This is a genomic window from Sphingomonas larreae (assembly GCF_051400595.1).
Classification (GTDB): Bacteria; Pseudomonadota; Alphaproteobacteria; order Sphingomonadales; family Sphingomonadaceae; genus Sphingomonas.
Window position 1 is genome coordinate 1 of the sequence record NZ_JBLFFI010000002.1, and the last position, 25,336, is coordinate 25,336.

Consider the following 25,336-nt stretch of genomic DNA (forward strand, 5'->3'; position numbering starts at 1 on the left):
TAAGCAGTGGAAGAGTAGGTCGCCGCCAGGCATTGAAGCCCGCGTGTCCCGTCATGCAAATACAGAACCCATTCACAGTTGTCCCTCTCACCACCAGCGATATGCGGTCTGTGAGACGCTGAGCGTCGCACTGAGATGTGGCAGTCTCGAAGCTCCTACCTTCGCTATGATGCCCGAATGGCTCTGCGCGACACCGCAGGTTCAGTTGCATTGACGCGGACGCTCTAGAGACCTCCTCCCGGAGGAGAGCCTTTGGGCCGTGCTGCTCGTGCTCGAACTCGGCCCAGATCGTCGTATCACGCCGGGTGCCGGCCTCCGGCGCGCTCGGCCAATCTCCGCCCACAATCGTCAACTTACCTTGCGGGGCCGCCGATCCAGCCCGCCTTCACCGACAAAGACGCGATTATCGCGTCAAACGCGCGCAGCGGGGAGGCGCGACGCATCGTTTCACTTGCAGCGGCGTTCGCTCCGAGGGCAGAGTAGGCGTGCAGAGCATCGGCCGTGCGCCGTCTGAACCAATTCTGCGGGAAAGAGGAGAGTGTGATGGCACGATCAGCGGAGAAGCGCGGCAAGGACGAAACCGCCGCGGCCGAGAAGAAGGTCAAGGCCACCGGCAAGGCCACCGGCGGCGCACGTGGCGGCATCACCGCGCCGGTCACCCCCTCACCCGAGCTGGCCGAGATCGTCGGCAAGAACGACCTGCCGCGCAGCGAGGTCGTCAGCAAAGTGTGGGAATATATCAAGAAGAACGATTTGCAGGATGCCAAGGACCGGCGTCAGATCAACGCCGACGACAAGCTGCAGAAGATTTTCGGCAAGAAGTCGGCGAGCATGTTCGAGATGAACAAGCATCTGAGCGCGCACTTGAGCGCCAAGAAGGCCTGAACTGCCGCACGCGGGCGCGCGCCGTCGCATCGGCGATCGCGTGCGCCCCGCGTCGCGAACATGCTTGCGCCCGCCGCGACGTGCGATACGCTTCGTCGTTCAACGACAAGGGCATCGGGCATGGCATTCGGGCGCAAACTTCTTCTCGGTGGTACGCTCGCGCTGACGATGCTGTCCGCCGCAGTGCAGCCGGTCGCCGCCCAGCGCGCCGCGATCGGCTCGGACGCCCAGGCACTCGAGATCGCCCAACGCGCGATCGCGTTCCGCAGCGTCGCCGGGGCAGGCAATCAGACCCCGCAACTCGCGGCCTATCTCAAGTCGGTGCTCGTCGCGGGCGGCTTTGCCGCGGATGACGTGTCGATCACGCCCGTCGATGACACCGCCTATCTGGTCGCGCGGTGGCGTGGCAGCGATCCGGCCGCCAAGCCGCTGGTGGTCTCCGGGCATATCGACGTGGTCGAGGCCAAGCCGGCCGACTGGCAACGCGACCCGTTCACCCCGGTGGTGGAGAACGGCTATCTATACGGCCGCGGTGCCACCGACATGAAGCTGGACGCGGCGGTGGCGATCACTGCGCTGCTCAAGATGAAGCGCGACGGCTTCCGCCCGCGCCGCGACATCGTGCTGGAATTTTCCGGCGACGAGGAGACGCGGATGAAGACCAGCGCGCTCATCGCCGAGCAGTTCAAGAACGCCGAGCTGGTGATCAATATCGACGGCGGGGGCGGGCGCTTCGGGGAGGATGGCAAACCGCAGTTCTTCACCTGGAACGGCGCGGAGAAGACCTACGCGGATTTCGAACTCACCGTCACCAACCCCGGTGGGCACAGTTCCGCGCCACGCCCGCAGAATGCGATCAATCAGCTGTCCGCCGCTCTGGTGCGGATCGGCCAGTATCGCTTCACCCCGCAGACCTCCGAGGTGACGCGTACCTTCTTCCGCGAGGCGGCGAAGCAGAAGAGCGGTGAACTGGCTGCGGCGATGCGCGCCTTCGCCGAAAACCCGCGGGACGAGAAGGCCATTGCGGTGCTCGCCGCCGACCCCGCCTATGTCGGGCAGATCGGCACCACCTGCGTGTCGACGATGGTGTCCGGCGGGCATGCGCTCAACGCGCTGCCACAGCGTGCCACCGCCAACATCAACTGCCGCATCTTCCCGGGCGTGAAGCCCGCCGACGTCATGGCGACGCTGCGTCAGGTGGCGGCCGAGCCCGCGCTGACGATCCGCGACGTGAGCGAGGGCTCGGTGCCCAACGACGCGTCGCCGATGCGCGCCGACTTCGTCGCGGCGGTGACTAAAGCGGCTGGCAAGGCATGGCCCGGCGTGCCCGTGTTCCCGAGCATGTCGGCGGGCGCGAGCGACAGCATGTGGTTCCGCTACCACCATGTGCCGAGCTATGGCGCGAGCCCGACCTTTATAAAGGAATCCGACGACTTCAGCCACGGGCTCAACGAGCGCACCGAGGTCCGCAACATCGCGCCGGGGATCCGCTATTACGTGTCGCTGTTCGGCGACCTGGCGAAATAGCCTGCCATGGAGCGAGGCGGCTGACGCGCACGAACGCCGCCTCATTGAACCCGGTCTCCGCCGCGTAGGGAGGCAATCGCGGGTCCCGTGACGCCGGCGGGGAGGACGGTCCCACGAGCGCGCGAGGGCAGCGTCGCGAACGCGCCGGCATCGTTACTCGGACCGAGTGCGGCAGGCAGTTCACACCCCGGCCAGATACCCTGCCACCACCTCGCGCGCCTCGGCCGGGGTGAAGCTACCCGGCGACAGGCACAGCTCGAGCCACAGCCCGTCGACCAGCGCGGTCAGTCCTATCGCTGCCAGCCGTCGTCTCGATGCCGCCACGCCCGCCTCCGCCAGCAACGCCTCTAGGCGCGCGCGATAGCCGGCATAATGGCGCTCGTGGCTGGCCTGCATCGCCGCGCCGCTCTGCGCGAGGCTCCAGAGGCCGATCCAGGTGGCGAGCAGCGCCGGATCGGCGATCGGGGGCGCGAAGCTGGCGTCGAGATAGGCCGCGAGCCGCGCGCGCGGCGCGTCGCCCGCTTGCGCGACCGCCGCATCGAGCGCCTCGCTCACCCGGGCCGCGACATGATCATATGTCGCCTCGACCAGCCGCTCGACGCCGCCGAAATGATGCGTCACCAGCCCGGGCGACACGCCCGCGGCGGCCGCAATCACGCGCACCGACGCGCCCGCGACGCCGTGGCTCGCCAGCACGCGAGCGGTAGCCTCGACCAGTTCGGCACGGCGGGTCTCGGGCGCCGCACGCTTGCTCACCATCGGCTCCTGTTATACGTTCGTGCAACAATCACGCGGGAGGACCTCCGATGCATCGCTCGTCCGATCTGCCTTATGCCGATCCCGATGCGGATTGGAGCCTGCCGGCTTGGCTCTACACCGATGCGGAGTATTTCGATGTCGAATGCGCGCGCGTGATCCGGCCGTCGTGGCAGATCGTCTGCCACGAGAGCGATCTGGGCGAAGCCGGCGCCTGGCGCACGCTCGCCTATCTCGGCGAGCAGGTCTTCGTGGTGCGCGGCGCGGACACGATCGTGCGGGCCTTCCACAACGTCTGCCGTCATCGCGCGATGCGGCTGGTGGAAGGGGCGAGCGGGTGCGCGCGCAAGCTGGTCTGCCCGTACCACGCCTGGGTGTACGAACTCGACGGGCGGCTGTCGGGCGTGCCGATGAAAGGCGACTATCCTGCGCTCCGGATCGAGGAGAACGGGCTCGCCGCGGTCGAGGTCGAGATCTGGCGCGGCTTCGTCTTTGTCCGGCTGGAGGACGACGGCGGGCCGAGCGTCGCGGCGATGATGGCGCCCTATGACGCCGAGGTGGCGCCGTACCGCTTCGAGGACATGCGGCGGCTGTCGGACGTGCGCGAGCGCGAGCGGCGGGTGAACTGGAAGAACGTCGGCGACAATTATTCCGACAACCTCCACATCCCGGTCGCGCACGACGGGCTGACGCGGCTGTTCGGCAAGAGCTACGCGATCGAGGCGGCGGGCTGGGTCGATCGCATGTCGGGCGAGCTGGTCGATCGGCCATCGAGCGACTTGTGGGAGCGCTTCTACCAGACGCATCTGCCGCGCGTCGATCATTTGCCCGAGGCGAGCCAGCGGCGCTGGCTCTATTACAAGCTGTGGCCCAACATGGCATTCGACCTTTACGCCGACCAGATCGACTTCATGCAGTGGCTGCCGCTGACGCCGACCACCAGCCTGCTCCGCGAGATGTGCTTCGCGCTGCCTGACGAGCGCCGCGAGATGAAGCTGGTGCGCTATGCCAATTGGCGCATCAACCGTACCGTCAACGCCGAGGACACCTGGCTGATCGAACGCGTGCAGCAGGGGATGGCGTCGTCGAGCTACACCGCCGGGCCGATCGGCGCGAGCGAGGTGTGCCTGCGCAGCTTCGCCGCCAAGATCCGCGAGCGCATCCCCGAGGCGCGCCAGCACCGCGCCCCGCCGCCGGGCTGGTCGCGGCGCGTGCGCGGGGTGTGAGGGGCTGGGGAGGTTGAGGCGGGCGCCGTTCACCCCACCCGCTGCCGTCATCCTGAACCCGTTTCAGGATCCACTGTGCCGCGAGAGCCGACGCACCTGAATGTGCGGGACGGTGGACCCCGAAACGAGTTCGGGGTGACGCCAGTGAGGTGCGGAAGGGGTGGGGCGAACACGTCCGGGGACACGAACAAGGGGGCACCATGACACAGCGCTACGACGCGATCATCATCGGCGGAGGGCATAACGGCCTGGTCTGCGCTTTCTATCTCGCGCGCGCGGGCCTCAAGGTGCGCGTTCTCGAACGCCGCCACGTCGTCGGCGGCGCCGCGGTGACCGAGGAGTTTCACCCCGGCTTCCGCAACTCCACCGCCAGCTACACCGTCAGCCTGCTGCGCCCCAAGGTGATCGCGGACATGAAGCTGCACGATCGCGGCTATCGCATCATCGAGCGCACGATCAGCAACTTCTTTCCCTTCCCGGACACCTATCTCACGCTCGGCGGGGGGACGCAGCGCACCCAGGCGCAGTTCGCGCGCTTCAGCCAGCGCGACGCCGACGCGTACCCCGCCTATGACGCCGCGCTCGAGCGCGTCGCGCAGGTGCTGCGCGACCTCGCGCTCGAGATCCCGCCCAACGCCGGCGGCGGGCTGCTCGAGCTGGTCAGTGCGGCGCGCCAGGCGTGGCCGCTCGCCAAGCTCGACATCGCTGCCCAGCGCGACCTGCTCGACGTCTTCACCAAATCGGCGCGCGACTTCCTCGACGGCTGGTACGAGGACGATCACGTCAAGACCGCCTTCGCCTTCGACGCGGTGGTGGGCAATTACGCCGGGGTGTCGACGCCGGGCTCGGCCTATGTGCTGCTCCACCACGTCTTCGGCGAGGTGAACGGCAAGTACGGCGCCTGGGGCCATTCGGTCGGCGGCATGGGCGCGATCACCCAGGCGATGGCGGCGGCGTGCCTCGCCGAGGGCGTCGAGATCAGCGTGGACGCGCCGGTCGCGCGCGTGCTGGTCGACGGCGGACGCGCCGCGGGCGTGGTGCTGGAGAGCAGCCAGGAGTTCGCAGCGCCGATCGTCGCCGCCAATGTCGGCCCGGCTATGCTGTACCGCCAGATGGTCGCCGGCCACGAGCTGCCGGAGGATTTCCGCCGCCGCATCGCCGGATTCAAGACCGGCTCGGGCACCTTCCGGATGAACGTGGCGCTAAGCGAGCTGCCCGACTTCACCGTGCTGCCCGGGCGCGAGCGCGCCGAGCACCACACCGCCGGGATCATCATCGCGCCGGGCATGGACTATATGGACCGCGCCCATGACGACGCGCGCGTCCACGGCTGGTCGCGCCAGCCGATCATCGAGATGAAGATCCCGAGCACGGTCGACGACAGCCTCGCCCCGCCTGGGCAGCACGTCGCCAGCCTGTTCTGCCAGCAGTTCGCGCCCGAACTGCCGGACGGACGGAGCTGGGACGAGGTGCGCGAGGAGGTCGCCGACCACATCATCGACACCGTCACCGCGCACGCCCCCAACTTTAGGGCGAGCGTGATCGCGCGCCAGATCCACTCGCCGCTCGATCTCGAGCGCAAGTTCGGGCTGATCGGCGGCGACATCTTCCACGGGCGGATGAGCCTGGACCAATTGTGGTCGGCGCGCCCGGTGCTCGGCCACGGCGACTATCGCGCGCCGATCCGCGGCCTCTACATGTGCGGCTCGGGCGCGCACCCGGGCGGCGGGGTGACCGGCGCGCCCGGCCACAATGCCGCGCACGCCATCCTCGCCGACCGCAAGCTCAGCGCGCGGTGGCGCCGCCGCGCCTGACCGCGAGATAGACCGGCACGCCGGCGAGCAGCAGCACCAGCGCCCAGCCGTTCGCCTCCGCGCCGAGCCCGTAGGACAGCCAGCCGACGAACACCGCCGCGATCACGCCCACGACGCGCGCGACGGGGTCGTCGCGCAGCAGCTTTACGGCAGCGAGCGCGCTGGCGAGATAGGCGAGCATGCCCGCGGCGAGCGACACCGAGGCGACGAAGGCGAACAGGTCGCCCATGCCGCGCGTGAAGTTGGCGAGGGTCACCGCGGTGACGAGCAGCCCAGCGACGACATGCGCGCGCGCCGGCGTGCCCTGCGCGGTCTCGCGCGTGAACCAGCGCGGGAAGACGCCGCCCTGCGCCATGGCGCGCGGCACCTCGCCCTGGAGCAGCACGAAGCCGTTGAGCGTGCCGAGCGCGCTGACCGCTGCGAACAGCGCGACGACCTGCGCGACGCCGCTGCCGAAGCCGATGCCGAGGAACGCCGCGATCGGCGCGGGCGAGGCGGCGACGGTGGCGCGCGGCATCAGCGCGGTGATCGCGCTCGACACGATGAGATAGATGACGCCTACCGCGGCGGTGCCGACCAGCGTCGCGCGAGGGACGATCCGCCGTGCGTCAGCGACGCGATCGGCCGGCACCGTCGCCGACTCGACCCCGAGAAAACCCCAGAAGGTCAGCGCTGCCGCACCCGCGGTGCCCGTCACCGTCAGCGGCACCGCAACCTCATGCGACACCGCCGTGCCGCGCGTCAGCAGCAGCCAGGCGGCGAGCAGCACGACTGCGGCGAGCGGCACCAGCTTGATCACCATCGTCGCCATCTGCAGCCGCACCGCGAGGTCGACGCCGCGAATGTTGACCAGCACCGCCAGCCATACCAGCACCACGGCGGCGATCGCGGCGTGCGGCGCCAGCGTGGGGACGGCCAGGCTAAGCGCGCTCACCACCGCCACCGCCACCGCGCCGTTCCCCGCCCAGACGAGCGTCCAATAGCTCCACGCCGTGGCGAAGCCGATCACCGGGCCGAAGGCGGCATCGGCATAAGCGTAAGGCCCGCCGGCGCGCGGGATCGCCGCGGCGAGCCGCGCGAACACGAAGGACAGCGTCATCGCCCCCGCGATCGTCACCACCCAGCCGAGCGTGGCATTGGCACCCAGTGGCGCCAGCGTCGCGGGCAGCAGGTAGATGCCCGAGCCGATCAGATTGCCCATCACCAGCGCCAGCAGGCCCCAGAAGGTGAGCGCGCGGCTTGATCGCGCGGCCTCGGCGTGATTGTCTCGGTCTTCCATGTCCCTCGTGTCTGTCCGCGAACCCCGGCGTCTGCCGCCCCTGCTAGTCGACGCCGCGCTGGCGCTCCACGACAATCGCCTGGACGTCGCCGAGCCGCTGCTCCGCCACTATCTTAAGCGGGATCCGTTCGACGCGCGCGCGATCCGCATGCTCGCCGAGCTGGCGGGGCGGCTCGGGCGCAACCGCGACGCCGAGACGCTGCTGCGCCGCGCGCTGGAGCTGGCGCCGGGCTTCACCGCGGCGCGCGCCAATCTCGCGATCGTGCTCTATCGCCAGAACCGCCCGACCGAGGCGCTGGCCGAGCTCGACGCGTTGCTCGCGGTCGAGCCCGAGCATCTCGGCCACGCCAATCTCAAGGCCGCGGCGCTGGGGCGGCTCGGCGGCTTCGACGAGGCGATCGCGCTCTACGAGCGCGTGCTCGCCGCCGCCCCCGCGCAGCCCAAGGTGTGGATGAGCTTCGGCCATATGTTGAAGACGGTGGGGCGCCAGGCCGAGGGTGTCGCCGCCTATCGCCGCGCGATCGCGCTGCGCCCCGTGCTCGGCGAGGCATGGTGGAGCCTCGCCAACCTCAAGACGGTGCGCTTCGACGATGCCGACGTCGCTGCGATGGAGCGCGCGCTGGCCGAGGCAGGCGAGGACGAGGACCGCTTCCACCTCGACTTCGCGCTCGGCAAGGCGTGGGAGGAGCGCGGCGACGCCGATCGCGCCTTCGCGCATTATGCCGCGGGCAACGCGCTGCGGCGGCGCGGCCTCGTCTACGACGCCGATGCCACCGCGGCCTTCGTCGACGCCAGTGTCGCGCTCGCCACGCCCGACTTCTTCGCGGCGCGGGCCGGCTGGGGCTGCCCGGCGCGCGATCCGATCTTCGTGCTCGGCATGCCGCGCGCGGGCTCGACGCTGGTCGAGCAGATCCTCGCCTCGCACAGCCAGGTCGAGGGGACGACCGAACTGCCCGATCTGCCGGCGATGGCGCGCCGGATCTCGGATTATCCGAGCGGCCTGGCCTCACTCACCGCCGAGCGCGCGCGCGAGCTGGGCGAGGAATATCTGCGCCGCGCCGCGGTGCAGCGCCGTACGGACCGGCCGTTCTTCGTCGACAAGCTGCCCAACAACTGGGCGCACGTGCCGCTGATCCGGCTGATCCTGCCCAACGCCACGATCATCGACGCGCGCCGAGAGCCGCGCGCCTGCTGCTTCTCCAACTACAAGCAGCATTTCGCGCGCGGGCAGGGGTTCAGCTACGACCTTACCGACATGGCGCGCTACTATCGCGACTATGTGCGGCTGATGGCGCACGTCGACGCGGTCCAGCCCGGCGCGGTGCACCGCGTGATCCACGAGGAGCTGGTCGACGCGCCCGAGCCGATGATCCGCGCGCTGCTGGCGGCGTGCGGGCTCGACTTTGAGGACGCGTGCCTCAGCTTCCACGCGACCGAGCGCGCGGTGCGCACCGCCTCGTCCGAGCAGGTGCGCCAGCCGCTCTTCCGCGGCGGCGACCGCGCCTGGCGCCCGTTCGCCGCGCATCTCGGTCCGCTTGAGGCGGCGCTGGGCAAGGTGGCGACGGTATATCCGGCGGTGCCGGGCTAGCTAGGGCCTGATCTCCCCAAGGCTGAACCGTGCTCCCGCGCAAGCGGGAGCCCAGGGTCGCAGGCGGCGACGTCCGCGCCGACGCCGTCATGTCCGCACGTAGAACAGATGCGTCCCGACGCGCGCCACCTTCACCAGCGAATTGCGCCAATAGGGCACCATCCAGTCGGTGTGGTAATGCGTCGCACGGCCCACCTCGGCGTCGACCTCGCCGGCGAGCGCGCGTCGCGCCAGCCGCCGGGCGCCGCTCCAGCCGCCGCGCACCGGGCGGCGTGCCACCGAGCCGTCGCAGGTGAAGGAGAATTGGCAGCCGGTATCGCGCGCCGATCCCTGATACACCACGCCGCAGATCGTCTTGGGATAGCCCGGCGCGCGGACGCGGTTGAGGATCACCTGCATCACCGCGCGCTGCCCGCGCCGGTCGCTCCCGGCCTCATAGAGCGCCGCGGTGGCGAGGCATTCCACCGCCTGCGCGCGCGCCGCCTCGCCGCCGCGGAAATGGTATCGCGCGGCGCGACGGCGGCGCTCGGCGTGAAGCGGAAAGGCCTCGTTCGAGGCGCGCGCCGCGGCCGCGTCGAGCGGCAGCGCGGTACGGCGCGGCGCGCGCGGTTGCCAGCGATCGAGCCAGCCGAACGTCAACGCCGCGAGCGCGAACAGGCCGACCACCGCCGGCCAGCGCAGCCGAACGCCGCCGCGCCGCGCGCCACGTCGCCGCGTCGGTCGCCGTCGCGCGGGAGATGTCGTGCGTCGCTGCGCCACGGCCGCGCTCTACGCCAGCGCGGCCCGCCGGGGAAGTACGTCGCCAACCTAGGTTGCGCAATCCGCGTGCAACCGGCCTCGCGCAGGGCGAGTTGAAAAGCGAGCAACACAAATGTCACTGGGCCGAACAAGACGCAGCCAAGCGGCGCAGCGAGGAGGCCCCGCTCGTCATGTCGACAGCCGTACGCGATCAGGTTCTCACCGCGGCCGCCATAGCTGGTATCTCTACCATCCGTTGCTCAATCTCGCCCGCCTGGCGCTTGCCGGCGACGATGCGTCGCGTGATCTGCTGCTGTCGTCGATCGACTATGGCATTCGCGCGGCGCATCACTTCAAATACGTCTGGCCGATCATGTATGATGTGCGCGACTTCAGCGTGAAGACGCGCGCGCGCAACGACGATCGCTTCGGCCAGACCGACGTCGGCGGGCTGTACGCCTATGTGATGCTGCAATGCTACGAGCTGACGCGCGAGCAGCGCTTCCTCGACGAGGCTCGTGCCGCCATCGATGTCGCGGTGGGGATGCGGTTCAACCTCGAATATCAGGCCAATCTCACCGCCTGGGGCGCGGCCGCGTGCATGCGGCTGTGGCGCATCACCAACGCCGACCAATATCTCGCGCAAAGCTACGTCTATCTCGCCAGCTTCTTCCACAATTGCGAATTGTGGAAGTCGGACATTGGTTACGCGCGCCACTATCGCACCTTCTTCGGCGCGACCTGCCTGCACGACTCGCCCTATGGCGATCTACGAGTGTTTCGACAGCTTCCTCGCGTTCGAGGCCTATCTCGCGGACAGCGGACCCGACCTCGAGCCGGCGGTGCGCATGCTGGTCGGCGAATATTGCAAGTACGCGCTCGATCGCGCTTGGTTCTATTATCCGGGCGTGCTGCCCCGCGAGGTGATCGCGGAGCCGCCGCACCAGAGCGGCGTGATCAATGCCAAACTCTCCTTCCCGCTCGAGGATCTGTACGGCGACGGCCAGCAGGCGGGGCAGGTCGGACAGGAGATTTGTGGCTGCGGTGCGGCGATGGTGTTCGCGTCACGCTCGCAGCATATCATCGAAGACGCGCTCTTCCGCGTCTTTTGCAACCTGTTCGTTCGCGGCATCGAGCGCACCGGCGATCGCGCCCTCACGCTCCTGCTCGACGGCGGCGAGACCTGCCACGCCGATCTCGCGCTGATCCGCGCCAAGCGCGCGACGTTGCCACGCGCAACGCTGACCACCGCCGGCGGCGACCAGCTCCGCCCGCTGTCCGCCGCAAAGGATCGCATCGATTTTCGCGTGCCAGCGAGCGGTCGACAAATTCTCACCTGGAGCGAGTGACATGAGAGGTAAACGGATCATCGTCACCGGCGGTACCACCGGGATCGGGCGGGCAACGGCGCGGCTGCTCGCCGAACAGGGCGCGCGCATCGTCATCGTGGGGCGTGACCCGGACGCGCTCGCCGAGGCGCTCGACACGATGAAGGAATGTCCGGGCGAGGTGCACGGCATCAGCGCCGACCTCGGCACGCGCGACGGCGTCGAGCGCTTGTTCGCCGCGGCGGACGAACGGCTCGGCGGTCTCGACGCGCTGATCTCGAACGCCGCGCTCGGCGCCGACACGATCGACCAGATGGACGAGGACGCATGGCGTTACGTCGTTGCGGTCAACCTCGTCGGCGCGATGTCTGCAACGCGGGCCGCGCTGGCGCGGCTCGGCGATGGCGGGCAGGTGGTGATCGTCGGGTCGATCAGCGCCGCCATCCATGCCCTTGGCGAGAGTGTCTATTCCGCCACCAAGGTAGGGCTGAGCGCCTTCGCCGAGACGCTGCGCAAGGAGGTGGCGGAGCGCGGGCTGCGCGTCAGCCTGATCGAACCCGGCACGGTCGGCAGCGACATGCAGGAGAGCTCGGCCGAAGAGCAGCGCACGAAGATCGCGCGCCACGAAATGCTGCTGGCGGAGGACATCGCCGAGGCGATCGGCTTCGTGCTGTCGCGCCCCCCGCGGGTGCACGTGGTGACGCTTCGCGTCGAGCCGCGTGTGCAGGAGCTGCCGTGACCCGCGCGCTGGTCGGCACCTATGCCGCGAAGGGCGGCGCGGGGCTGGTGGCGCTCTCGCGGGTCGACGGCGGTGAGTGGCGCACGGGCGCCGCGGCGCCGATCGCCAATGCCTCGTTCGTGCTGACCTCGGCGCGCTTCGGTCATCATTATGCGGTTGACGAAGCGGCGGGCACGATCGGCGTCTACAGCGCGGCGGGCGGCTGGACGCTGGTGGCGGAGGCACCGACCGGGGGCGAGGCACCGTGCCATATGGCGCTGTCGGCGGACGAGCGCCTGCTCGCGGTCGCCAGTTATGAAAGCGGCAGCGTCACATTGTTCACGCTCGACGCGCGCGGCCTGCCGGCGCGGCGCGACGTGCATGATCACGAGGGCAGCGGCCCCGATCGCGAGCGCCAGGCCACGCCGCACGCGCATTAAGTCGGCTTCGCCGGCTCGGGCGAGGTGATCGCGGTCGATCTCGGCAGCGACCGGATCGTGGTCCACGACGTCGACGCGCGGGGCACGCTGGCGCCTCCGCGCCTGCTCTACGCCGCGCCGCCGGGCAGCGGGCCGCGCCATCTCGCCTTTCACCCGACGCTGCCGCTCGGCTATCTCGTCAGCGAACTCGTGCCCGAGCTGACCGTGCTGGCTGCCGGCCGCGCCGGGCTGACCGCTACCGCGCGCCTGCCGCTGCTCGACCCGGCCGAGGCCAGCGACGACGCGCTCGGCGGCGCGATCGCGCTGTCGCAGGATGCGCGCCGGCTCTACGTCACCACCCGGAACACCGATCGACTCCTCACGGTCGCGCTCGACGATGCGGGCACGCCTTCGCTGCTGGCACGCGTGCCGAGCGGCGGCCGCTCGCCGCGCTTCGTGCTGCCGCTCGGCGATGAAGTGCTCGTCGCGCACGAGGAGAGCGGCGAGGTGGCGGTGTTCGACCTCGACGGCGCGCGCTGCGCGGATGGTCGGCCGCGCGTGGTCGCGGTGCCGGGAGCTGCGTTCCTGGCGAGCGACGTGGATCGTGGCTTGGGAGTGCCGTGAACGCGCGCGTTCTCCGCACGCTGCGTTCGCCCGCCTGGTTCAACGACGCGCGCGCACACGCTTTTCCGAACCCCTTTTAGGAGACGCCATCCGATGCGCGCCGCGCTGAAGACCGAGGACGGACGCTTCACCATCGCGGAGATCGACCCGCCCGAATTGCCGGCCGCCGACTGGGTCCGCGCACGCGTGCGGGTCGCGGGCATCTGCGGCACCGACCTGCGCCACTGGAAGAAACACGAGCCCGAGCTGGCCTGCCATGTCATGGGGCATGAGTTGGCCGGCGAGGTGGTCGAGGTCGGCCGCGACGTCACCCGCGTGGCGCCGGGCGACCGCGTCGTGATCGAGACGGTGCTGGGCTGCGGTCGTTGCGACTGGTGCCACGCGCGCCAGTATAATCGCTGTCCCGATCTCTACCCCACGCGTACCAAGAGCGTGTCGCGTGCCTATGCCGAGTTCGTGGTCGGGCCGCAGCACAAATTCTACAAGCTGCCCGACCATGTCGGCTTCGACGATGCCGCGCTGATCGACACTTTCTCGGTTTGCCTTCTCGCGCACCATCTCTCGGCCTTGTCGATCGGCGACACCGTCGCGATCATCGGCGCCGGACCGATCGGGTTGGGGCAGCTCATTCTGGCCAAGGCCGGCGGCGCGCGCGCGATCGTCGTCGACACGGTCGACCATTCGCTCGCGCTCGCGCGCGAACTCGGGGCCGACGCGGTCGTGCATGCCGGTCGCGACGATCCGGTGGCGGCAGTGTCGGGCTTCGCCGGCGGGCGTGGCGCCGAGGTGGTGTTCGAATGCGCCGGCGGCGAATCGATGCCGACCACGCTGCCATGGGCCACCCGGATGGCGCGGCGCGGCGGCGCGGTGGTGATCGTCGGCGGCTTCGACGCGGGGGACATCGCCATCCCGCTCGAGTGGCAGCGTATCCAGATGTCGGAGATCCGCCTGCTGCCGAGCGCCAGCTTCGCGCTCCACGACATCGATCCGGAGCAGGGCCAGGTGCTGGCGCTGGTCGCGCGCGGGGTGCTGCGGACGCAGCCGCTCATCACGCATCGTTTCCCGCTCGAGCGGATCAACGAGGCCTTCGACGTCGCGCAGGACAAGGAACGCACCGGCGCGATCTTCGTCGCGCTCGAGATCTGACGCGCGCGGCCTGCTGAGGTCAGCGCGGATCAAGATGCGCCGCGAGCGCCGTCGCGGCGGCGCGGTCGCGACCGAACCCGATGAGGGCGCGGCGCGCCACCTCAGACGGGTCGAGTCGGTAGCGGAGCAGGATGCGGTGCGCGAACAGGCCATGCTGCACGGTCACCGCTACGATCTGGGCGGGCAGGAGCGTCACGGTCTGATACGCCGTCGAGCGATCGATCTGCGAGATGATCGGTCCGGTCTCGACGCCGATCGCGCCGGGCGCGTGTCCGGCCCAGGCGTGGACGAGCGCGGGCGCGCGTTCCGCGATCAGCCGCGCGCCCAGCGCCTCGGCCTGCGCCCGGGCGAGACGACGGTCGATGGCGAGCGCGATGACGGACGCGCCGGCGGCGAGCGCGGTCACGCCGCTCGCGCCACCCGTCATCGCCACAGCGACGCCCACCAGCGCAGCCGCCGCCGCAATCACTTGGAACGGGCGGAACCGCCGAGGCGCAACGTCGCCGCGGACCGGTACCAGCGCCGAGCAGTCTTCACGTTCAGGCTGGGCGGAGGGAAGCATCCCTCATCTTAGCCGCCTCGTCGTGTGATCGCGGCGGTCCGCCGCCGCGATGGGTCGGGCGCGGCGCACCGTGTCGACCGTCGCGTCGCTGCTGGGCCAACCCGCACGCACCGCGCGGGCCGGCACCCGGTTCTCAGGCCTTGACGTGCTGCGAAATGTACTTGTTCATCTCGAACATCGTCACCTTGTCGCGGCCGAACACCTTCTTGAGCTTCTCGTCCGCGACGATCTCGCGCTTGTTCTCCGGGTTCTGCAGGTTGTTCGACTTAATATATTCCCACACCTTGCTGATCACCTGGCTGCGCGGCAGCTTCTCGTTGCCGACCACGGCGCCGAGCTCGGGCGAGGGCTGGACGGGCGCGTGGATGCCGCCGGTCTTGGGGGTGGTAGCCATGTCATTCCTTCCTGTTGGCGCCGGACCGACGCGGTCCTGCGCTTCGTACATGACGCCGTTACGGACGCGGCGCGCTTGTGCGCTGCCACGCCGCGCTTGTCACGCGCTTGCGATACGGCGGCGTAACGGTTCGCCGCGCACTGGATCGCCGCCGTCGCGCCGGCTAGGGAAGGACTGATGAGCAACGACATGCGAGCCACGCCCGACGACGGCGATCTGGTGGCCCCCACGGGCAAGATCCCCGTCCCCGACGAGGTGGCGGAGGCGGTGCGCACGTTGCTGCGCTGGGCCGGTGACGATCCCACCCGCGAGGGACTGCGCGATACGCCGCAGCGGGTCGCGCGCGCGTGGAAGGAATATTGCGCCGGCTATGACGAGCAGCCCGAGCTCCATCTCGCGCGCGTGTTCGAGGAAGTGGGCGGCTATGACGAGATCGTGCTGCTCAAGGACATCCCGTTCCAGTCGCATTGCGAGCACCACATGGCGCCGATCATCGGCAAGGCGCACATCGCCTATCTGCCGCGCAACCATGTCGTCGGGATCTCCAAGCTGGCGCGCGTGCTCCACGGGTTCGCGCGGCGGCTGCAGGTGCAGGAGCGGCTCACCGCCGAGGTGGCGGACTGTATCTGGAACGGGCTGCGCCCGCAGGGCGTCGCGGTGGTGATCGAGGCGAGCCACGCCTGCATGACCGCGCGCGGGGTGCGCACGCCCGGCGTGGGCATGGTCACCAGCCGGATGATGGGCGTGTTTCGCGACGACGATCGCAGCCGCAAGGAAGTGCTGGCGCTGATGGGTCTCTCGTGACGCCACGCCGCGTACTGGTGACCGGCGGCGCCAAGCGGCTCGGCGCCGCGATCGCGCGCGCACTCGCCGCGGCGGGGCACGTTCCGGTGATCCACTACGGCGGGTCGCGCGACGCCGCCGAGGCGCTCGCCGTCGAACTCGGCACGACGACGGTGCAGGGCGACCTCGCCGACACCGCCGCGCTGGGCGCGCTGCTCGATCGCGCCGGTGACGTCGACTCGCTGGTCAACAGCGCGTCGCAATTCGCCTATGACGCGCCCACGGCGATCGACGCCGCGCTGGCGGCGCGCCTCCACGCGGTCAACGCGGTCGCGCCCGCGGTGCTGGCGGCGGCGCTGGCCAAACGCGAGGGCGCGCGCGCGGTGGTCAACCTGCTCGATCAGAAGCTCGCCAACCCCAACCCCGATTTCTTCAGCTACACGCTCTCCAAGGCGGCGCTGGCGAGCGCGACCGAGCTGATGGCGCAGGCGTTCGCGCCGCGTGTCCGCGTCAACGCGGTGGCGCCCGGGCTGACGCTGCCGAGCGGCGACCAGAGCGACGCCGAGTTCGACCAGGTCTCGCGCGCCAACCTGCTGCGCCGCCCGGTCGGCGCCGAGAACGTCGCCGCCGCGGTGGTCTATCTGCTCGAGGCGGAAAGCGTGACCGGCCAGACGCTCTACGTCGACGCCGGCCAGCGCTTCTGCCGCAGCGCGCGAGACGTGATGTTCACCGGGTGCGCCGATGGCTGAGTTCACCACGCTGATCGAGGACATGACGGTGGCGATGCGGCTGGGCATCCATCCGCACGAGGCGGCGCCGCAGCGCGTGCTGCTGTCGGTGTGGCTGACGATCGACTATCCGCACGCGCCGACTGCCGATGCGATCGACGAGGTGCTCGACTATGACCGCGTGCACGACGGTATTCGCGCGCTCGCCGCCGAAGGCTTTGCGTTGCAGGAGACGCTGGTCGAGCGCGTCGCCGCGCTCTGCCTCGCGGACGCGCGCGTGCGGCAGGTGCGCGTGCGCTCGGTCAAGGCCGACGTCTATCCTGACGCGCGCGTTGGCTGCGAGATCGTGCGCGGGCGGTGAGCAAGAGGGCCAAGGACGGTCCGCGGCACGCACTTTCCTTCCGCCCCCCGGTGTCCGCCCGTCATCCCGGCTCGAGGCCGGCTTGACGAGACGGTGGCGAACTGGCCGCGCGACAAGCGAGGAAACGCCTCGTCAGAACGCCGGTCCCTCTTGCTTCGCGAGAAGCTCGAACTCCACCACGTCATGCGCGCAGAACATGCGCAGCGTGCCCGCCTGGTCGAGCGACAGCTGCCGCAATCGGCGCTGGTTCTCCAGCCGCGCGCGACGATCGACTTCCATCAGCTTCTGATAGCCGCGCAGCCCCGGCGGGCAGTGGTACTCCTCGCTGCCGACCTCGCCGCGGAAGAAATAAGCGTCGCCGGCATGAAGCAGCCACTGGCCGTCGTCCTCCTGGATCGCTACGCCGGCATGTCCCCAGGTGTGGCCCGCCAGCGGCACCAGCAGGATCTCGGGCGGTAGCCCCTCGAGCTGGCGCACCGCGTCGAAGCCGAACCACGGTTCGCCGCCGCCCGCGGCATAGAGCCGCCAGTTCGCCGCCTCATCCCATTGCTGCGGACGGTAGCGCCGCGTGCCGACGAAGGCGCCGCCCGCGCGCGCGTCCGCCACCTCGCGCTCGCGCGACAGCAGGTGCACCGCGGCGTTGGGAAAGTCCTCGATCCCGCCGGCATGATCGAAGTCGAGGTGCGTCACAACGATATGGCGGACGTCGGCGGGGTCGAAGCCGCGTGCGATCAGCTGCGCGCGGGCGGTCTCCTCGGGACGCAGCTGCGGGTTGCACAGAGCGAGGAAGAAGTCCGCGAGCCGGCGGCGCGGCTGCGCGACGTCGCGGGTGCCATAGCCGGTGTCGACCAGCACCAGTCCCGACTCACTCTCGATCAACAGGCAATGACATACCAGATGACCGCGCGCGCCCGCGCTCGTGCCGTCGAACAGCGCTCCGCCGGCGGGGCAGCAGGTGCCGCAGTTGAGATGATGGATTCGCATCATGCCACCTCGATCTCGGCCGCGCTGGGGGTCGCCACCGCGCGCGCATGCGGGGCGAGGCGGCGGCGGGTGCGCGCGTCGATCGCAGGGCGTGCCATGCGCCATGCCCGCGCTGTGAGGAAGGCGCCGCCGGCCAGCGCCACCACGGCGGCGGCACTCCAGCGGGTGGTGGTGAGGGGTGTCGCCATCGGCTCGCTCGCTTGTTGCAGATCGGTCGGCGGTTGAACGGTGGGGAGCGGGAGGCGTTGCCGTCCGGAGCGCGCGAAGTGATTGATATGGGTTTGTCGTCAGCAGCTTGTCCCTGGGATCCTTCCTTGCAGGAGCGTGAGGTCTTTGGCTTTTGCCCGGCCAGCCAAGATCGTGTCCGCGGGACACGATCTCGCCCACAGTGGCGCGCGCAGTGCGACGAAGGGGGGTGAGGGGAGCGACTTCCGCCGACCGAATACCCCTTCGCCAGGCCTGCGGCCTGCCACCTCCCCTTGCAGGGGATCGTTGCGAAATCGCTCAAGCTGCGTGTTGCGTCACCGTGTTCCGGCGAACGCCGGAACCCAGAGCCAAGCAGAACAACTCCACGCAGTGTATGCGACCTGGGACTGCTCCGCAGGAGCACGGAAACGAATCTCGCAACGATCCTCTTGCGAGGAAGGATCGGGCATCTGTCCTACATGCGACTGTTCCCGCTATGTTCCGTCCTCCACCGATCCCAGGAGGACCCATGATCGACGAGCTTATCGACGCGGTGATCGACCGCGAGGGCGGCTATGCCCGCCATCCCGCCGACCGCGGCGGCGCGACGCGCTATGGCATCACCGAGGCGGTCGCGCGCGCCAACGGCTATGCCGGCGACATGCGCCTCTTCGCACGAGCGGCCGCGGAGGCGATTTATCGGCGAGCCTATTGGCACCAGCCCGGCTTCGATCGCATCGCGGAGCACGCTCCCCGGCTCGCCGCCGAGCTGTTCGATACCGGCGTCAACATGGGCCCGGCGACCGCCACCACCTTCCTCCAGCGCGCGCTCAACGCGCTCAACCGGGGGGCGAGCGACTATCCCGACGTGCCGCTCGACGGCCGCGTCGGCGCCGGCACGCTCGCCGCGCTCGACCGCTTCCTCGCGACCCGCGGCGCCGTCGCCGAGACCGTGCTGGTCAAGGCGATCGACGCGCTCCAGGGCGAGCGCTACGTCAGGCTCGCCGAGAAGCGTCCCGCCGACGAGGCATTCCTGTACGGCTGGCTCGCCCAGCGTGTCGGCTGAGCGGAGAAGCGACATGGCACTTTTCGATGGAGTGATCGCGCCCGTCGCCGGGCTGCTCGACAAGCTCATTCCCGATCCGCACGCCCGCGAGGCGGCGAAGCTGGAGTTGCTGCGGCTCCAGGGCACACAGGAACTGGAGCAGGTGAAGGCGCAGCTCGCCGCGGTGGTGGCGGAGGCGCAATCGGCCGATCCCTGGACCAGCCGCGCGCGACCGAGCTTTCTCTACGTCATGTACGCGCTGTTGCTGTGGAGCATCCCGATGGGGCTCATTGCCGCGACGCGGCCGGAGACGGCGAGCGCGATCGCGCGCGGGATGAACGCCTATCTCGCGGGGTTGCCGGAGCCGCTCTACACGCTCTTCGCGACGGGCTACCTCGGCTACACCGTGGCGCGCGAATGGGGCCGGGCGAAGGCGCGGTGACGTGAAGATCCTCCCCGCTTGGTAGGGAGGGAGACCGCCGGCGAAGCCGGGGGTGGAGGGGGCTCTCCCCACAACGCGGCGCTTGCGGAAGCTCCCCCTCCACCACCCGGCGGCGCCGGACGGTCCACCTGCCCGTGATGCAGGAAGGATCGAGAGCGCCTCACCCGTGCCGGGTCAATCGCTGCGGATCGGGCGGCAGGCGCATGTGCGCGCCGTGCGCGGCCTCGAGATATTGCGTCGCCATCTCATAATGCGCGCGGCAGACCGCCGGGCTCTCGGCCTCGGCGGCCAGCTTGAGTTCGGCCTCGGCGCGGCTCTGGAAATACAGCCGGTCCCTATCGGTGATCATCGCTACTCACTCTCCGGCCGCCGCTATGCCGCCGTCGCGCGCGTGATACCATCGCCTGGGTTACAGATTCTCGTCCTTTCCGGGTACACTTGCCGAAGCCCCGACCGGGACCCCATATCGCGCGGCATGAGCGGGAACGATCCACACGCCGCGCCGGTCTGGCACGGCACCACCATTCTTTCGGTTCGACGCGGCGGCAAGGTCGTCGTGGTCGGCGACGGCCAGGTCTCGATGGGCCAGACCGTGATGAAGCCCAATGCGCGCAAGGTGCGCACCTTGGGAGACGGCAAGGTGATCGGCGGCTTCGCCGGCGCCACTGCCGACGCCTTCACCCTGTTCGAGCGGCTCGAAGCCAAGCTGGAGCGCCACGGCGGGCATCTGATGCGCGCCGCGGTGGAGCTGGCCAAGGACTGGCGCACCGATAAGTATCTCCGCAACCTGGAGGCGATGATGATCGTCGCGGACAAGGAGGTGACGCTGATCCTCACCGGCAACGGTGACGTGCTCGAGCCCGAGGCGGGGATCGCGGCGATCGGCTCGGGCGGCAATTACGCACTCGCCGCCGCCCGCGCGCTGGTCGATTATGAGCAGGACGCCGAGACGATCTGCCGCCGCGCGATGGCGATCGCCGCCGAGGTGTGCGTCTACACCAACGACCGGCTGACGATTGAGGCGCTGGACAGCGCGACGTGAGACCTCTCCCTCCCCCGCCAAGGGGAGGGGGGGCAAGGAGAGCGAGAGGACCGCGGCAACGACCCTCAACATTCGTCCTCCCGTCTCAACTTTCTCAACATTCGCCGATGAAGGCTTTGATTCTACATGAATGACAATCTCACTCCGAAGGCGATCGTCGCCGCGCTCGACGCGCACATCATCGGCCAGAAGGACGCCAAGCGCGCGGTCGCGGTGGCGCTGCGCAATCGCTGGCGGCGGCAAAAGCTGTCGCCCGATCTGCGCGACGAGGTGACGCCCAAGAACATCCTGATGATCGGGCCGACCGGCTGCGGCAAAACCGAGATCAGCCGTCGCCTCGCCAAGCTCGCCGACGCCCCCTTCGTCAAGGTGGAAGCGACCAAGTTCACCGAGGTCGGCTATGTCGGCCGCGACGTCGAGCAGATCGCGCGCGACCTCGTCGAGGAGGCGGTGCGGCTCGAGAAGGAGCGCCGCCGGCTTGCGGTGAAGGACAAGGCGGAAGCCGCGGCGATGGACCGGCTGCTCGATGCGCTCGTGGGCAAGGACTCGAGCCAGGCGACCCGCGAGAGCTTCAAGCAGCGCTTCCGCGACGGCCATCTCGCCGAGACCGAGATCGAGCTGGAGCTCCAGCAGGCGCCGGCGATGCCGTTCGAGCTGCCCGGCGGGCAGGGGTCGGTCGGCATGATCAACCTGTCCGAGATGATGGGCAAGGCGTTCGGCGGCGGGCCGAAGCAGCGCCGCAAGCTGCTGGTGCCCGCAGCGTGGGAGAAGCTCGTCGAGGAGGAGGCCGACAAGCGCCTCGACCAGGACGAGGTCAGCCGCGTCGCGCTCGCCGATGCCGAGGCCAACGGCATCGTCTTCCTCGACGAGATCGACAAGATCGCGGTGAGCGACGTGCGCGGCGGCTCGGTCAGCCGCGAGGGCGTGCAGCGCGACCTGCTGCCGCTGATCGAGGGCACGACCGTCTCGACGAAATACGGCCCGATGAAGACCGACCATATCCTCTTTATCGCCTCGGGCGCGTTCCACGTCGCCAAGCCCAGTGACCTGCTGCCCGAGCTTCAGGGCCGACTGCCGATCCGCGTCGAGCTCAAGGGGCTGACCGAGGACGATTTCGTCGCGATCCTGTCGGACACCAAGGCGTCGCTGCCGGCGCAATATCGCGCGCTGATCGCGACCGAGGGCGTCGAGGTGACGTTCACCGAGGACGGCATCCGCGCGGTGGCGCGGATCGCAGCCGAGGTGAATGGCGAGATCGAGAATATTGGTGCGCGGCGGCTGCAGACGGTGATGGAGAAGCTGCTGGAGGAGGTGAGCTTCGACGCCGAGGACCGGGCCGGCGAAGCGCTGGTGGTGGACGCGGCCTATGTCGACAAGCAGCTGGCGAGCGTGGCGCGCAACTCGGACCTCAGCCGCTTCGTGCTGTAAGGCGCGCCGTGACGGCGGGGTGGGGGAGCGCGGGGGCGTCGAAGGTGTCGTCGCCGGGGTGAGTGCTTTATTCTGTCCCGCGAGAGAGCGAGCGGCCTCGCCAGCGCCTAACCGACCGCGATGATGGCGATCTGGCGGCCGTAGCCCGGCTCGCCGCGGTGAGTCGAACGGCGGTAGCTGAAGAAGCGTCGCTCGTCGGCGTAGGTGTCCAGGCCGAGCGTCTCGACCCGCACCACCCCCGCGGCGGCGAGCCGGTGCGCGACATAGCCTTCGAGATCGAAACGCGCGTGGCCGGCGCGGGCGTCGGCGAAGAAGCGCTCGTTGGCCGCGTCGTCGTCGAGGAAGCGCTGGCGGAAGCCCGCGTCCACCTCGTAGCTCGCGCGCGCGATGCACGGCCCGACCGCGGCGACGATCCGCTCGCGCGCCGCGCCGAGTGCCTCCATCGCGGCGACGGTGGCGTCGGTCACTCCGCCGAGCGCGCCCTTCCACCCCGCGTGCGCCGCCGCGACCACGCCGGCGACGGGGTCGGCGAGCAGCACCGGGGCGCAGTCCGCGGTGACCACGCCGAGCGCCAGCCCCGGTGTCGCGGTGGCGAGCGCGTCGGCCTGCGGGCGGTCGGTGAACGGCGCGTCGACGCGGACGCAGTCGGCCGAATGCACCTGATAGGGCGTCAGCAGGCACGCCCCCGGCACGACCGCCGCCATCGCCGCGGCGCGATTCGCGGCGACCGCCGCGGCATCGTCGTCCGAGCCGATCCCGCAGTTGAGCCCCGCGTACAGCCCGGTCGACACACCGCCGTGCCGCCCGAAGAAGCCGTGCGGCGTCGCGCCGAGCAGCCGGGCACGCGACGGCTCGGGCGCGTTCACAGCGCGAGGCGCATGACGATGTCCTCGTCGGCATGGTCGCCGACCATGAATTGATACGGGCCGACGTCCTCGAAGCCGTATTTGGCGTAGAACCGCCGCGCGCGATGGTTCTCGCTGAACACCGAGAGGTAGATCGCCTGATGACCGCGCGCGCGCGCCTCGGCGAGCGCCCATTCCATCATCTCCGGCCCGAGCCCGGCGCCCTGCCACGGCTGGAGCAGGTAGAATTGCCGCAACTCGATCGCGCCCTCCGGCGGGGTGAAGGGCAGTTTCGGCGGGCCCAGCTTGATGTAGCCGACCGCGACATGCCCCATTTCGACGATCTGCACCGCGTAAGCGGGGTCGGCAACCTCGCGCGCCCAGTCCTCGGGCGTATGCTGCTCGAGGAAGGTGGCGAGATCGGCGGCGGAATAGAGCGTGCCGAACGTCTCGGTGAAGGTGGCGCGCGCCACGCCGGCGAGGCTGGCGGCGTCGTCGACGGTGGCGGGGCGGAGTTTCGGGCGCGGGATCATGCAAACCCCGCGGGCTGCGGCCATTGGTCGTGTGTCACGGCGATCACCTTGAACAATTCCCCCATTTGCTCGACCAGTCGGTCGCGGTCCTCTGTCACGCGCGCGCCCAGTATCGCGGCGCGCTGATCGATGCCAAGTGCCCGCAGGAACGCGCCCTGCGCCACCGGTCCGGTGAGGCGCGCGCCCGAGGCGGTGGCGACCAGACCCAGCGTCGCCATGTCGACGTGCGCGGTCAGGTCCTGCTCGCCGGGCGCCTCGAACGGGTTGGCGAAGCGATGCGCGCGCACCGCCTGCAGCGTTTCGCCGATCGCCGGGCCTTCATAGCCATAGTCGATCACCAGCGCTGCCCCGCGCTGCGCGACGATCCGCGCGGCGAGGTCCGCCATCACCGCCACGCTGGCGGGCGAGGTCTCGATGATCGCGCCCGGCCCGGCGTCGCGCAGCGGGGGCGGCACGATCGTGTCGGGCACCGATGCGCCTGCGATCGGCACGAACACCGTGTCCTGGCATGCCACCAGCCGCTCGTGCCACGCGTCGGCGCGGCGGACGAGCTGGCGGATCGGCAGCGCGTCGAAAAACTCGTTGGCGACCACCAGGAGCGGCACGTCCTCGGGGAGCGTGTTGAGCGAGTCATGCCAGGTGGCGTCGGGCAGCCGCTCGGCCTGAGCCTGGCGCAAGGTCGCGCTGGTTTCGACGAAGTGGACGGGCGGGGTCAGCCCGGCGCGCGCCATCACGCGCAGCGCATCGGCGCTGAGCGTGCCGCGGCCGGGGCCGAGCTCGACCCACGCCACCGCGGGGCGTCCGACGCGATCCCACAGGTCGGCCGCCCAAGCGCCGATCAGCTCGCCGAACATCTGGCTGATCTCGGGCGCGGTGGTGAAGTCGCCCGCCGCGCCGAGCGGATCGCGCGTCGCGTAATAATGCGCGTTGGCGGCGGCCATGAACTGGCTGATCGGGATCGGCCCGCCCAGCGTGATCGCGCGCGCCAGACGCTCGGCGAGCTGCGGCTCGCTCACGCCACGCTGTCCAGCCCGACGGTGGGCTCGACACGCTGGCGGCGGCGCGGCGCGGTGACGATCAGCGCGGCGCCCGCCAGGATCATCGGGACGCACAGCCACTGGCCCATGTGCAGCCCGGTTTGTTCGGCGAAGGTGCGCAACTGGGCGTCGGGCTCGCGAAAGAACTCGACGGTGAAGCGCGCCAGGCCGTAGCCGGCGAGGAAGAGGCCGACCAATTTGCCCGGCTGGTAGCGCGCGTCGGTGCGCCAGAAGAAGAACCAAAGCAGCAGGAACAGCGCGATGCCCTCAAGCCCGGCCTCGTAGAGCTGGCTCGGGTGGCGCGCCGGCTCCGGCACGCCATAGGGAACGGTGCGCTCGAACACGATCGCCCAGGGCACGCTCGCGGGCTTGCCCCACAGCTCGCCGTTGACGAAATTGGCGAGCCGCCCGAAGAACAGGCCGAAGGGCACCGCGCAGGCGACATAGTCGTGGACGCGCAGCCAGTTGAGCCCATTCTTCCGCGCAAACCAGATGAGCCCGAGCGACGTGCCGATCACGCCGCCGTGGAACGACATGCCGCCGTCCCACAGCCGCAGGATCGACAGTGGCCGCGTCAGCATCTCGGGTGCGTAGAACAGCACATAGCCGATCCGTCCGCCGAGAATGATGCCCAGCGTGGCATAGAAGACGAGATCGTCGGCGTGGCGCCGCGCCATCGGTGCGCCGGGCTGGGCCAGCAATTTGAGCAGATACCACCAGCCGACGACGATGCCCGCGATATAAGCCAGACTGTACCAGCGTAGGGTGAACACGCCGATCGAGAAGACATCGGGATGGAGCCCGAGATCGGCGAAACGGACGTAGTCGGTAGCGGTGCCAGCACCCGGAGCGGCGGCGGCGAGGGCGGACAGGATCAAGGCTTTCCCCTTCTCAATGGCGCCTGCATAAGGGGAGCAA

28 protein-coding genes and 1 pseudogene are annotated in these 25,336 nt (G+C 69.8%); 16 read left to right on the plus strand and 13 right to left on the minus strand.

Annotated features, from left to right (window positions below):
• Positions 1 to 543 precede the first annotated feature (543 nt).
• Positions 544 to 885, plus strand: a complete 342-nt coding sequence (locus ACMGDM_RS08230) for an SWIB/MDM2 domain-containing protein (protein WP_436803656.1) — start codon at positions 544 to 546, stop codon at positions 883 to 885.
• 120 nt (positions 886 to 1,005) lie between these two features.
• Positions 1,006 to 2,412 (plus strand): M20/M25/M40 family metallo-hydrolase, encoded by a 1,407-nt coding sequence (locus ACMGDM_RS08235; RefSeq protein ID WP_436803657.1) that lies wholly within the window; start codon positions 1,006 to 1,008, stop codon positions 2,410 to 2,412.
• 180 nt (positions 2,413 to 2,592) lie between these two features.
• Here the strand turns inward: ACMGDM_RS08235 and ACMGDM_RS08240 are convergent, their stop codons facing one another.
• On the minus strand, positions 2,593 to 3,168 hold the full coding sequence (locus tag ACMGDM_RS08240; protein ID WP_436803658.1) for a TetR family transcriptional regulator C-terminal domain-containing protein: 576 nt from the start codon (positions 3,166 to 3,168) through the stop codon (positions 2,593 to 2,595).
• Positions 3,169 to 3,218: 50 nt separating this feature from the next.
• Here ACMGDM_RS08240 and ACMGDM_RS08245 point away from each other — a divergent pair, with 50 nt between their 5' ends.
• Both ACMGDM_RS08245 and ACMGDM_RS08250 read left to right on the plus strand, forming a co-directional pair.
• Positions 3,219 to 4,394 (plus strand): aromatic ring-hydroxylating oxygenase subunit alpha, encoded by a 1,176-nt coding sequence (locus ACMGDM_RS08245; protein WP_436803659.1) that lies wholly within the window; start codon positions 3,219 to 3,221, stop codon positions 4,392 to 4,394.
• 200 nt (positions 4,395 to 4,594) lie between these two features.
• Positions 4,595 to 6,208, plus strand: a complete 1,614-nt coding sequence (locus ACMGDM_RS08250) for a phytoene desaturase family protein (protein WP_436803660.1) — start codon at positions 4,595 to 4,597, stop codon at positions 6,206 to 6,208.
• Here the strand turns inward: ACMGDM_RS08250 and ACMGDM_RS08255 are convergent.
• Complete coding sequence (locus ACMGDM_RS08255) at positions 6,180 to 7,487, minus strand: amino acid permease (RefSeq protein WP_436803661.1); 1,308 nt, start codon at positions 7,485 to 7,487, stop codon at positions 6,180 to 6,182. The two genes, ACMGDM_RS08250 and ACMGDM_RS08255, sit on opposite strands and share 29 nt — an antisense overlap.
• Here ACMGDM_RS08255 and ACMGDM_RS08260 point away from each other — a divergent pair.
• Positions 7,486 to 9,075 carry a sulfotransferase family protein gene (locus ACMGDM_RS08260; RefSeq protein WP_436803662.1) on the plus strand — a complete coding sequence of 530 codons (1,590 nt, stop codon included), beginning with the start codon at positions 7,486 to 7,488 and terminating at the stop codon, positions 9,073 to 9,075. The two genes, ACMGDM_RS08255 and ACMGDM_RS08260, sit on opposite strands and share 2 nt — an antisense overlap.
• A gap of 87 nt (positions 9,076 to 9,162) precedes the next feature.
• Here ACMGDM_RS08260 and ACMGDM_RS08265 read toward each other — a convergent pair whose 3' ends face one another.
• Both ACMGDM_RS08265 and ACMGDM_RS08270 read right to left on the minus strand, forming a co-directional pair.
• Positions 9,163 to 9,834, minus strand: a complete 672-nt coding sequence (locus ACMGDM_RS08265) for a cell wall hydrolase (RefSeq protein WP_436803663.1) — start codon at positions 9,832 to 9,834, stop codon at positions 9,163 to 9,165.
• A gap of 190 nt (positions 9,835 to 10,024) precedes the next feature.
• Positions 10,025 to 10,531, minus strand: coding sequence for a hypothetical protein (locus ACMGDM_RS08270; protein WP_436803664.1), 507 nt, complete (start codon positions 10,529 to 10,531; stop codon positions 10,025 to 10,027).
• A 43-nt stretch (positions 10,532 to 10,574) separates the two neighbouring features.
• On the opposite strand from ACMGDM_RS08270, the gene ACMGDM_RS08275 reads away from it, so the two are divergent.
• From ACMGDM_RS08275 to ACMGDM_RS08290, 4 genes and pseudogenes are all read left to right on the plus strand, one after another.
• The gene (locus ACMGDM_RS08275; protein WP_436803665.1) at positions 10,575 to 11,162 is read left to right on the plus strand and encodes a hypothetical protein; all 588 of its coding nucleotides are present in this window, start codon (positions 10,575 to 10,577) and stop codon (positions 11,160 to 11,162) included.
• A 1-nt stretch (position 11,163) separates the two neighbouring features.
• On the plus strand, positions 11,164 to 11,880 hold the full coding sequence (locus ACMGDM_RS08280) for an SDR family oxidoreductase (protein WP_436803666.1): 717 nt from the start codon (positions 11,164 to 11,166) through the stop codon (positions 11,878 to 11,880).
• Positions 11,877 to 12,902, plus strand: a pseudogene (locus tag ACMGDM_RS08285) (lactonase family protein). Before ACMGDM_RS08280 ends, ACMGDM_RS08285 begins: the two are co-directional and overlap by 4 nt.
• A 93-nt stretch (positions 12,903 to 12,995) precedes the next feature.
• A complete protein-coding gene (locus ACMGDM_RS08290; protein WP_436803667.1) occupies positions 12,996 to 14,048 on the plus strand; it encodes a zinc-dependent alcohol dehydrogenase in 1,053 nt (350 codons plus the stop codon).
• Positions 14,049 to 14,067: 19 nt separating this feature from the next.
• On the opposite strand, the gene ACMGDM_RS08295 is transcribed toward ACMGDM_RS08290, so the two are convergent.
• Both ACMGDM_RS08295 and ACMGDM_RS08300 read right to left on the minus strand, forming a co-directional pair.
• Positions 14,068 to 14,517: a hypothetical protein gene (locus ACMGDM_RS08295; RefSeq protein WP_436803668.1), complete on the minus strand. Its 450-nt coding sequence runs from the start codon at positions 14,515 to 14,517 to the stop codon at positions 14,068 to 14,070.
• 226 nt (positions 14,518 to 14,743) lie between these two features.
• On the minus strand, positions 14,744 to 15,004 hold the full coding sequence (locus tag ACMGDM_RS08300) for an SWIB/MDM2 domain-containing protein (RefSeq protein WP_436803669.1): 261 nt from the start codon (positions 15,002 to 15,004) through the stop codon (positions 14,744 to 14,746).
• A 177-nt stretch (positions 15,005 to 15,181) separates the two neighbouring features.
• On the opposite strand from ACMGDM_RS08300, the gene folE reads away from it, so the two are divergent.
• The 3 genes from folE to ACMGDM_RS08315 are packed head-to-tail and all read left to right on the plus strand — an operon-like array spanning position 15,182 to position 16,876.
• Entirely contained in the window at positions 15,182 to 15,808 is a 627-nt protein-coding gene (gene folE, locus ACMGDM_RS08305) for a GTP cyclohydrolase I FolE (protein WP_436803670.1), read from the plus strand.
• A complete protein-coding gene (locus ACMGDM_RS08310; protein WP_436803671.1) occupies positions 15,805 to 16,536 on the plus strand; it encodes an SDR family oxidoreductase in 732 nt (243 codons plus the stop codon). Before folE ends, ACMGDM_RS08310 begins: the two co-directional genes overlap by 4 nt.
• Positions 16,529 to 16,876 carry a dihydroneopterin aldolase gene (locus ACMGDM_RS08315; RefSeq protein WP_436803672.1) on the plus strand — a complete coding sequence of 116 codons (348 nt, stop codon included), beginning with the start codon at positions 16,529 to 16,531 and terminating at the stop codon, positions 16,874 to 16,876. Before ACMGDM_RS08310 ends, ACMGDM_RS08315 begins: the two co-directional genes overlap by 8 nt.
• 132 nt (positions 16,877 to 17,008) lie before the next feature.
• Here ACMGDM_RS08315 and ACMGDM_RS08320 read toward each other — a convergent pair whose 3' ends face one another.
• Together ACMGDM_RS08320 and ACMGDM_RS08325 are read right to left on the minus strand one after the other, a co-directional pair.
• Entirely contained in the window at positions 17,009 to 17,863 is an 855-nt protein-coding gene (locus ACMGDM_RS08320; RefSeq protein ID WP_436803673.1) for an MBL fold metallo-hydrolase, read from the minus strand.
• Positions 17,860 to 18,048, minus strand: coding sequence for a hypothetical protein (locus ACMGDM_RS08325; protein WP_436803674.1), 189 nt, complete (start codon positions 18,046 to 18,048; stop codon positions 17,860 to 17,862). Before ACMGDM_RS08325 ends, ACMGDM_RS08320 begins: the two co-directional genes overlap by 4 nt.
• A gap of 527 nt (positions 18,049 to 18,575) precedes the next feature.
• Here ACMGDM_RS08325 and ACMGDM_RS08330 point away from each other — a divergent pair.
• Positions 18,576 to 19,112 carry a glycoside hydrolase family 108 protein gene (locus ACMGDM_RS08330; protein ID WP_436803675.1) on the plus strand — a complete coding sequence of 179 codons (537 nt, stop codon included), beginning with the start codon at positions 18,576 to 18,578 and terminating at the stop codon, positions 19,110 to 19,112.
• A gap of 13 nt (positions 19,113 to 19,125) precedes the next feature.
• A complete protein-coding gene (locus tag ACMGDM_RS08335) occupies positions 19,126 to 19,533 on the plus strand; it encodes a holin family protein (RefSeq protein WP_436803676.1) in 408 nt (135 codons plus the stop codon).
• Between the two features lie 160 nt (positions 19,534 to 19,693).
• On the opposite strand, the gene ACMGDM_RS08340 is transcribed toward ACMGDM_RS08335, so the two are convergent.
• Complete coding sequence (locus ACMGDM_RS08340) at positions 19,694 to 19,882, minus strand: hypothetical protein (RefSeq protein ID WP_436803677.1); 189 nt, start codon at positions 19,880 to 19,882, stop codon at positions 19,694 to 19,696.
• Between the two features lie 126 nt (positions 19,883 to 20,008).
• Between ACMGDM_RS08340 and hslV the strand changes: the two genes are divergently transcribed.
• Positions 20,009 to 20,575, plus strand: a complete 567-nt coding sequence (hslV, locus tag ACMGDM_RS08345; RefSeq protein WP_436803678.1) for an ATP-dependent protease subunit HslV — start codon at positions 20,009 to 20,011, stop codon at positions 20,573 to 20,575.
• Between the two features lie 126 nt (positions 20,576 to 20,701).
• On the plus strand, positions 20,702 to 22,003 hold the full coding sequence (gene hslU, locus ACMGDM_RS08350; protein WP_436803679.1) for an ATP-dependent protease ATPase subunit HslU: 1,302 nt from the start codon (positions 20,702 to 20,704) through the stop codon (positions 22,001 to 22,003).
• A 107-nt stretch (positions 22,004 to 22,110) separates the two neighbouring features.
• Here the strand turns inward: hslU and pgeF are convergent, their stop codons facing one another.
• Genes pgeF through lgt form a run of 4 tightly spaced genes read right to left on the minus strand, consistent with a single transcriptional unit; the run spans position 22,111 to position 25,296 of the window.
• On the minus strand, positions 22,111 to 22,869 hold the full coding sequence (pgeF, locus tag ACMGDM_RS08355; RefSeq protein WP_436803680.1) for a peptidoglycan editing factor PgeF: 759 nt from the start codon (positions 22,867 to 22,869) through the stop codon (positions 22,111 to 22,113).
• On the minus strand, positions 22,866 to 23,381 hold the full coding sequence (locus ACMGDM_RS08360; RefSeq protein ID WP_436803681.1) for a GNAT family N-acetyltransferase: 516 nt from the start codon (positions 23,379 to 23,381) through the stop codon (positions 22,866 to 22,868). Before ACMGDM_RS08360 ends, pgeF begins: the two co-directional genes overlap by 4 nt.
• On the minus strand, positions 23,378 to 24,397 hold the full coding sequence (locus ACMGDM_RS08365) for a class I SAM-dependent methyltransferase (protein ID WP_436803682.1): 1,020 nt from the start codon (positions 24,395 to 24,397) through the stop codon (positions 23,378 to 23,380). Before ACMGDM_RS08365 ends, ACMGDM_RS08360 begins: the two co-directional genes overlap by 4 nt.
• Entirely contained in the window at positions 24,394 to 25,296 is a 903-nt protein-coding gene (gene lgt, locus ACMGDM_RS08370) for a prolipoprotein diacylglyceryl transferase (RefSeq protein WP_436803683.1), read from the minus strand. Before lgt ends, ACMGDM_RS08365 begins: the two co-directional genes overlap by 4 nt.
• Positions 25,297 to 25,336 lie beyond the last annotated feature (40 nt).

What these genes read in the sequence shown, in the direction of transcription:
- ACMGDM_RS08290 (WP_436803667.1), top strand. Translation starts at nt 12,996, where the DNA reads ATGCGCGCCGCGCTGAAGACCGAGGACGGACGCTTCACCATCGCGGAG.
- ACMGDM_RS08300 (WP_436803669.1), bottom strand. Translation starts at nt 15,004, where the DNA reads ATGGCTACCACCCCCAAGACCGGCGGCATCCACGCGCCCGTCCAGCCC.
- ACMGDM_RS08230 (WP_436803656.1), top strand. Translation starts at nt 544, where the DNA reads ATGGCACGATCAGCGGAGAAGCGCGGCAAGGACGAAACCGCCGCGGCC.
- ACMGDM_RS08315 (WP_436803672.1), top strand. Translation starts at nt 16,529, where the DNA reads ATGGCTGAGTTCACCACGCTGATCGAGGACATGACGGTGGCGATGCGG.
- ACMGDM_RS08260 (WP_436803662.1), top strand. Translation starts at nt 7,486, where the DNA reads ATGTCCCTCGTGTCTGTCCGCGAACCCCGGCGTCTGCCGCCCCTGCTA.
- ACMGDM_RS08325 (WP_436803674.1), bottom strand. Translation starts at nt 18,048, where the DNA reads ATGGCGACACCCCTCACCACCACCCGCTGGAGTGCCGCCGCCGTGGTG.
- ACMGDM_RS08235 (WP_436803657.1), top strand. Translation starts at nt 1,006, where the DNA reads ATGGCATTCGGGCGCAAACTTCTTCTCGGTGGTACGCTCGCGCTGACG.
- folE (WP_436803670.1), top strand. Translation starts at nt 15,182, where the DNA reads ATGAGCAACGACATGCGAGCCACGCCCGACGACGGCGATCTGGTGGCC.
- ACMGDM_RS08340 (WP_436803677.1), bottom strand. Translation starts at nt 19,882, where the DNA reads ATGATCACCGATAGGGACCGGCTGTATTTCCAGAGCCGCGCCGAGGCC.
- ACMGDM_RS08360 (WP_436803681.1), bottom strand. Translation starts at nt 23,381, where the DNA reads ATGATCCCGCGCCCGAAACTCCGCCCCGCCACCGTCGACGACGCCGCC.
- hslU (WP_436803679.1), top strand. Translation starts at nt 20,702, where the DNA reads ATGAATGACAATCTCACTCCGAAGGCGATCGTCGCCGCGCTCGACGCG.
- ACMGDM_RS08275 (WP_436803665.1), top strand. Translation starts at nt 10,575, where the DNA reads ATGGCGATCTACGAGTGTTTCGACAGCTTCCTCGCGTTCGAGGCCTAT.
- ACMGDM_RS08255 (WP_436803661.1), bottom strand. Translation starts at nt 7,487, where the DNA reads ATGGAAGACCGAGACAATCACGCCGAGGCCGCGCGATCAAGCCGCGCG.
- ACMGDM_RS08280 (WP_436803666.1), top strand. Translation starts at nt 11,164, where the DNA reads ATGAGAGGTAAACGGATCATCGTCACCGGCGGTACCACCGGGATCGGG.
- ACMGDM_RS08330 (WP_436803675.1), top strand. Translation starts at nt 18,576, where the DNA reads ATGATCGACGAGCTTATCGACGCGGTGATCGACCGCGAGGGCGGCTAT.
- ACMGDM_RS08250 (WP_436803660.1), top strand. Translation starts at nt 4,595, where the DNA reads ATGACACAGCGCTACGACGCGATCATCATCGGCGGAGGGCATAACGGC.
- ACMGDM_RS08245 (WP_436803659.1), top strand. Translation starts at nt 3,219, where the DNA reads ATGCATCGCTCGTCCGATCTGCCTTATGCCGATCCCGATGCGGATTGG.
- ACMGDM_RS08335 (WP_436803676.1), top strand. Translation starts at nt 19,126, where the DNA reads ATGGCACTTTTCGATGGAGTGATCGCGCCCGTCGCCGGGCTGCTCGAC.
- ACMGDM_RS08320 (WP_436803673.1), bottom strand. Translation starts at nt 17,863, where the DNA reads ATGATGCGAATCCATCATCTCAACTGCGGCACCTGCTGCCCCGCCGGC.
- hslV (WP_436803678.1), top strand. Translation starts at nt 20,009, where the DNA reads ATGAGCGGGAACGATCCACACGCCGCGCCGGTCTGGCACGGCACCACC.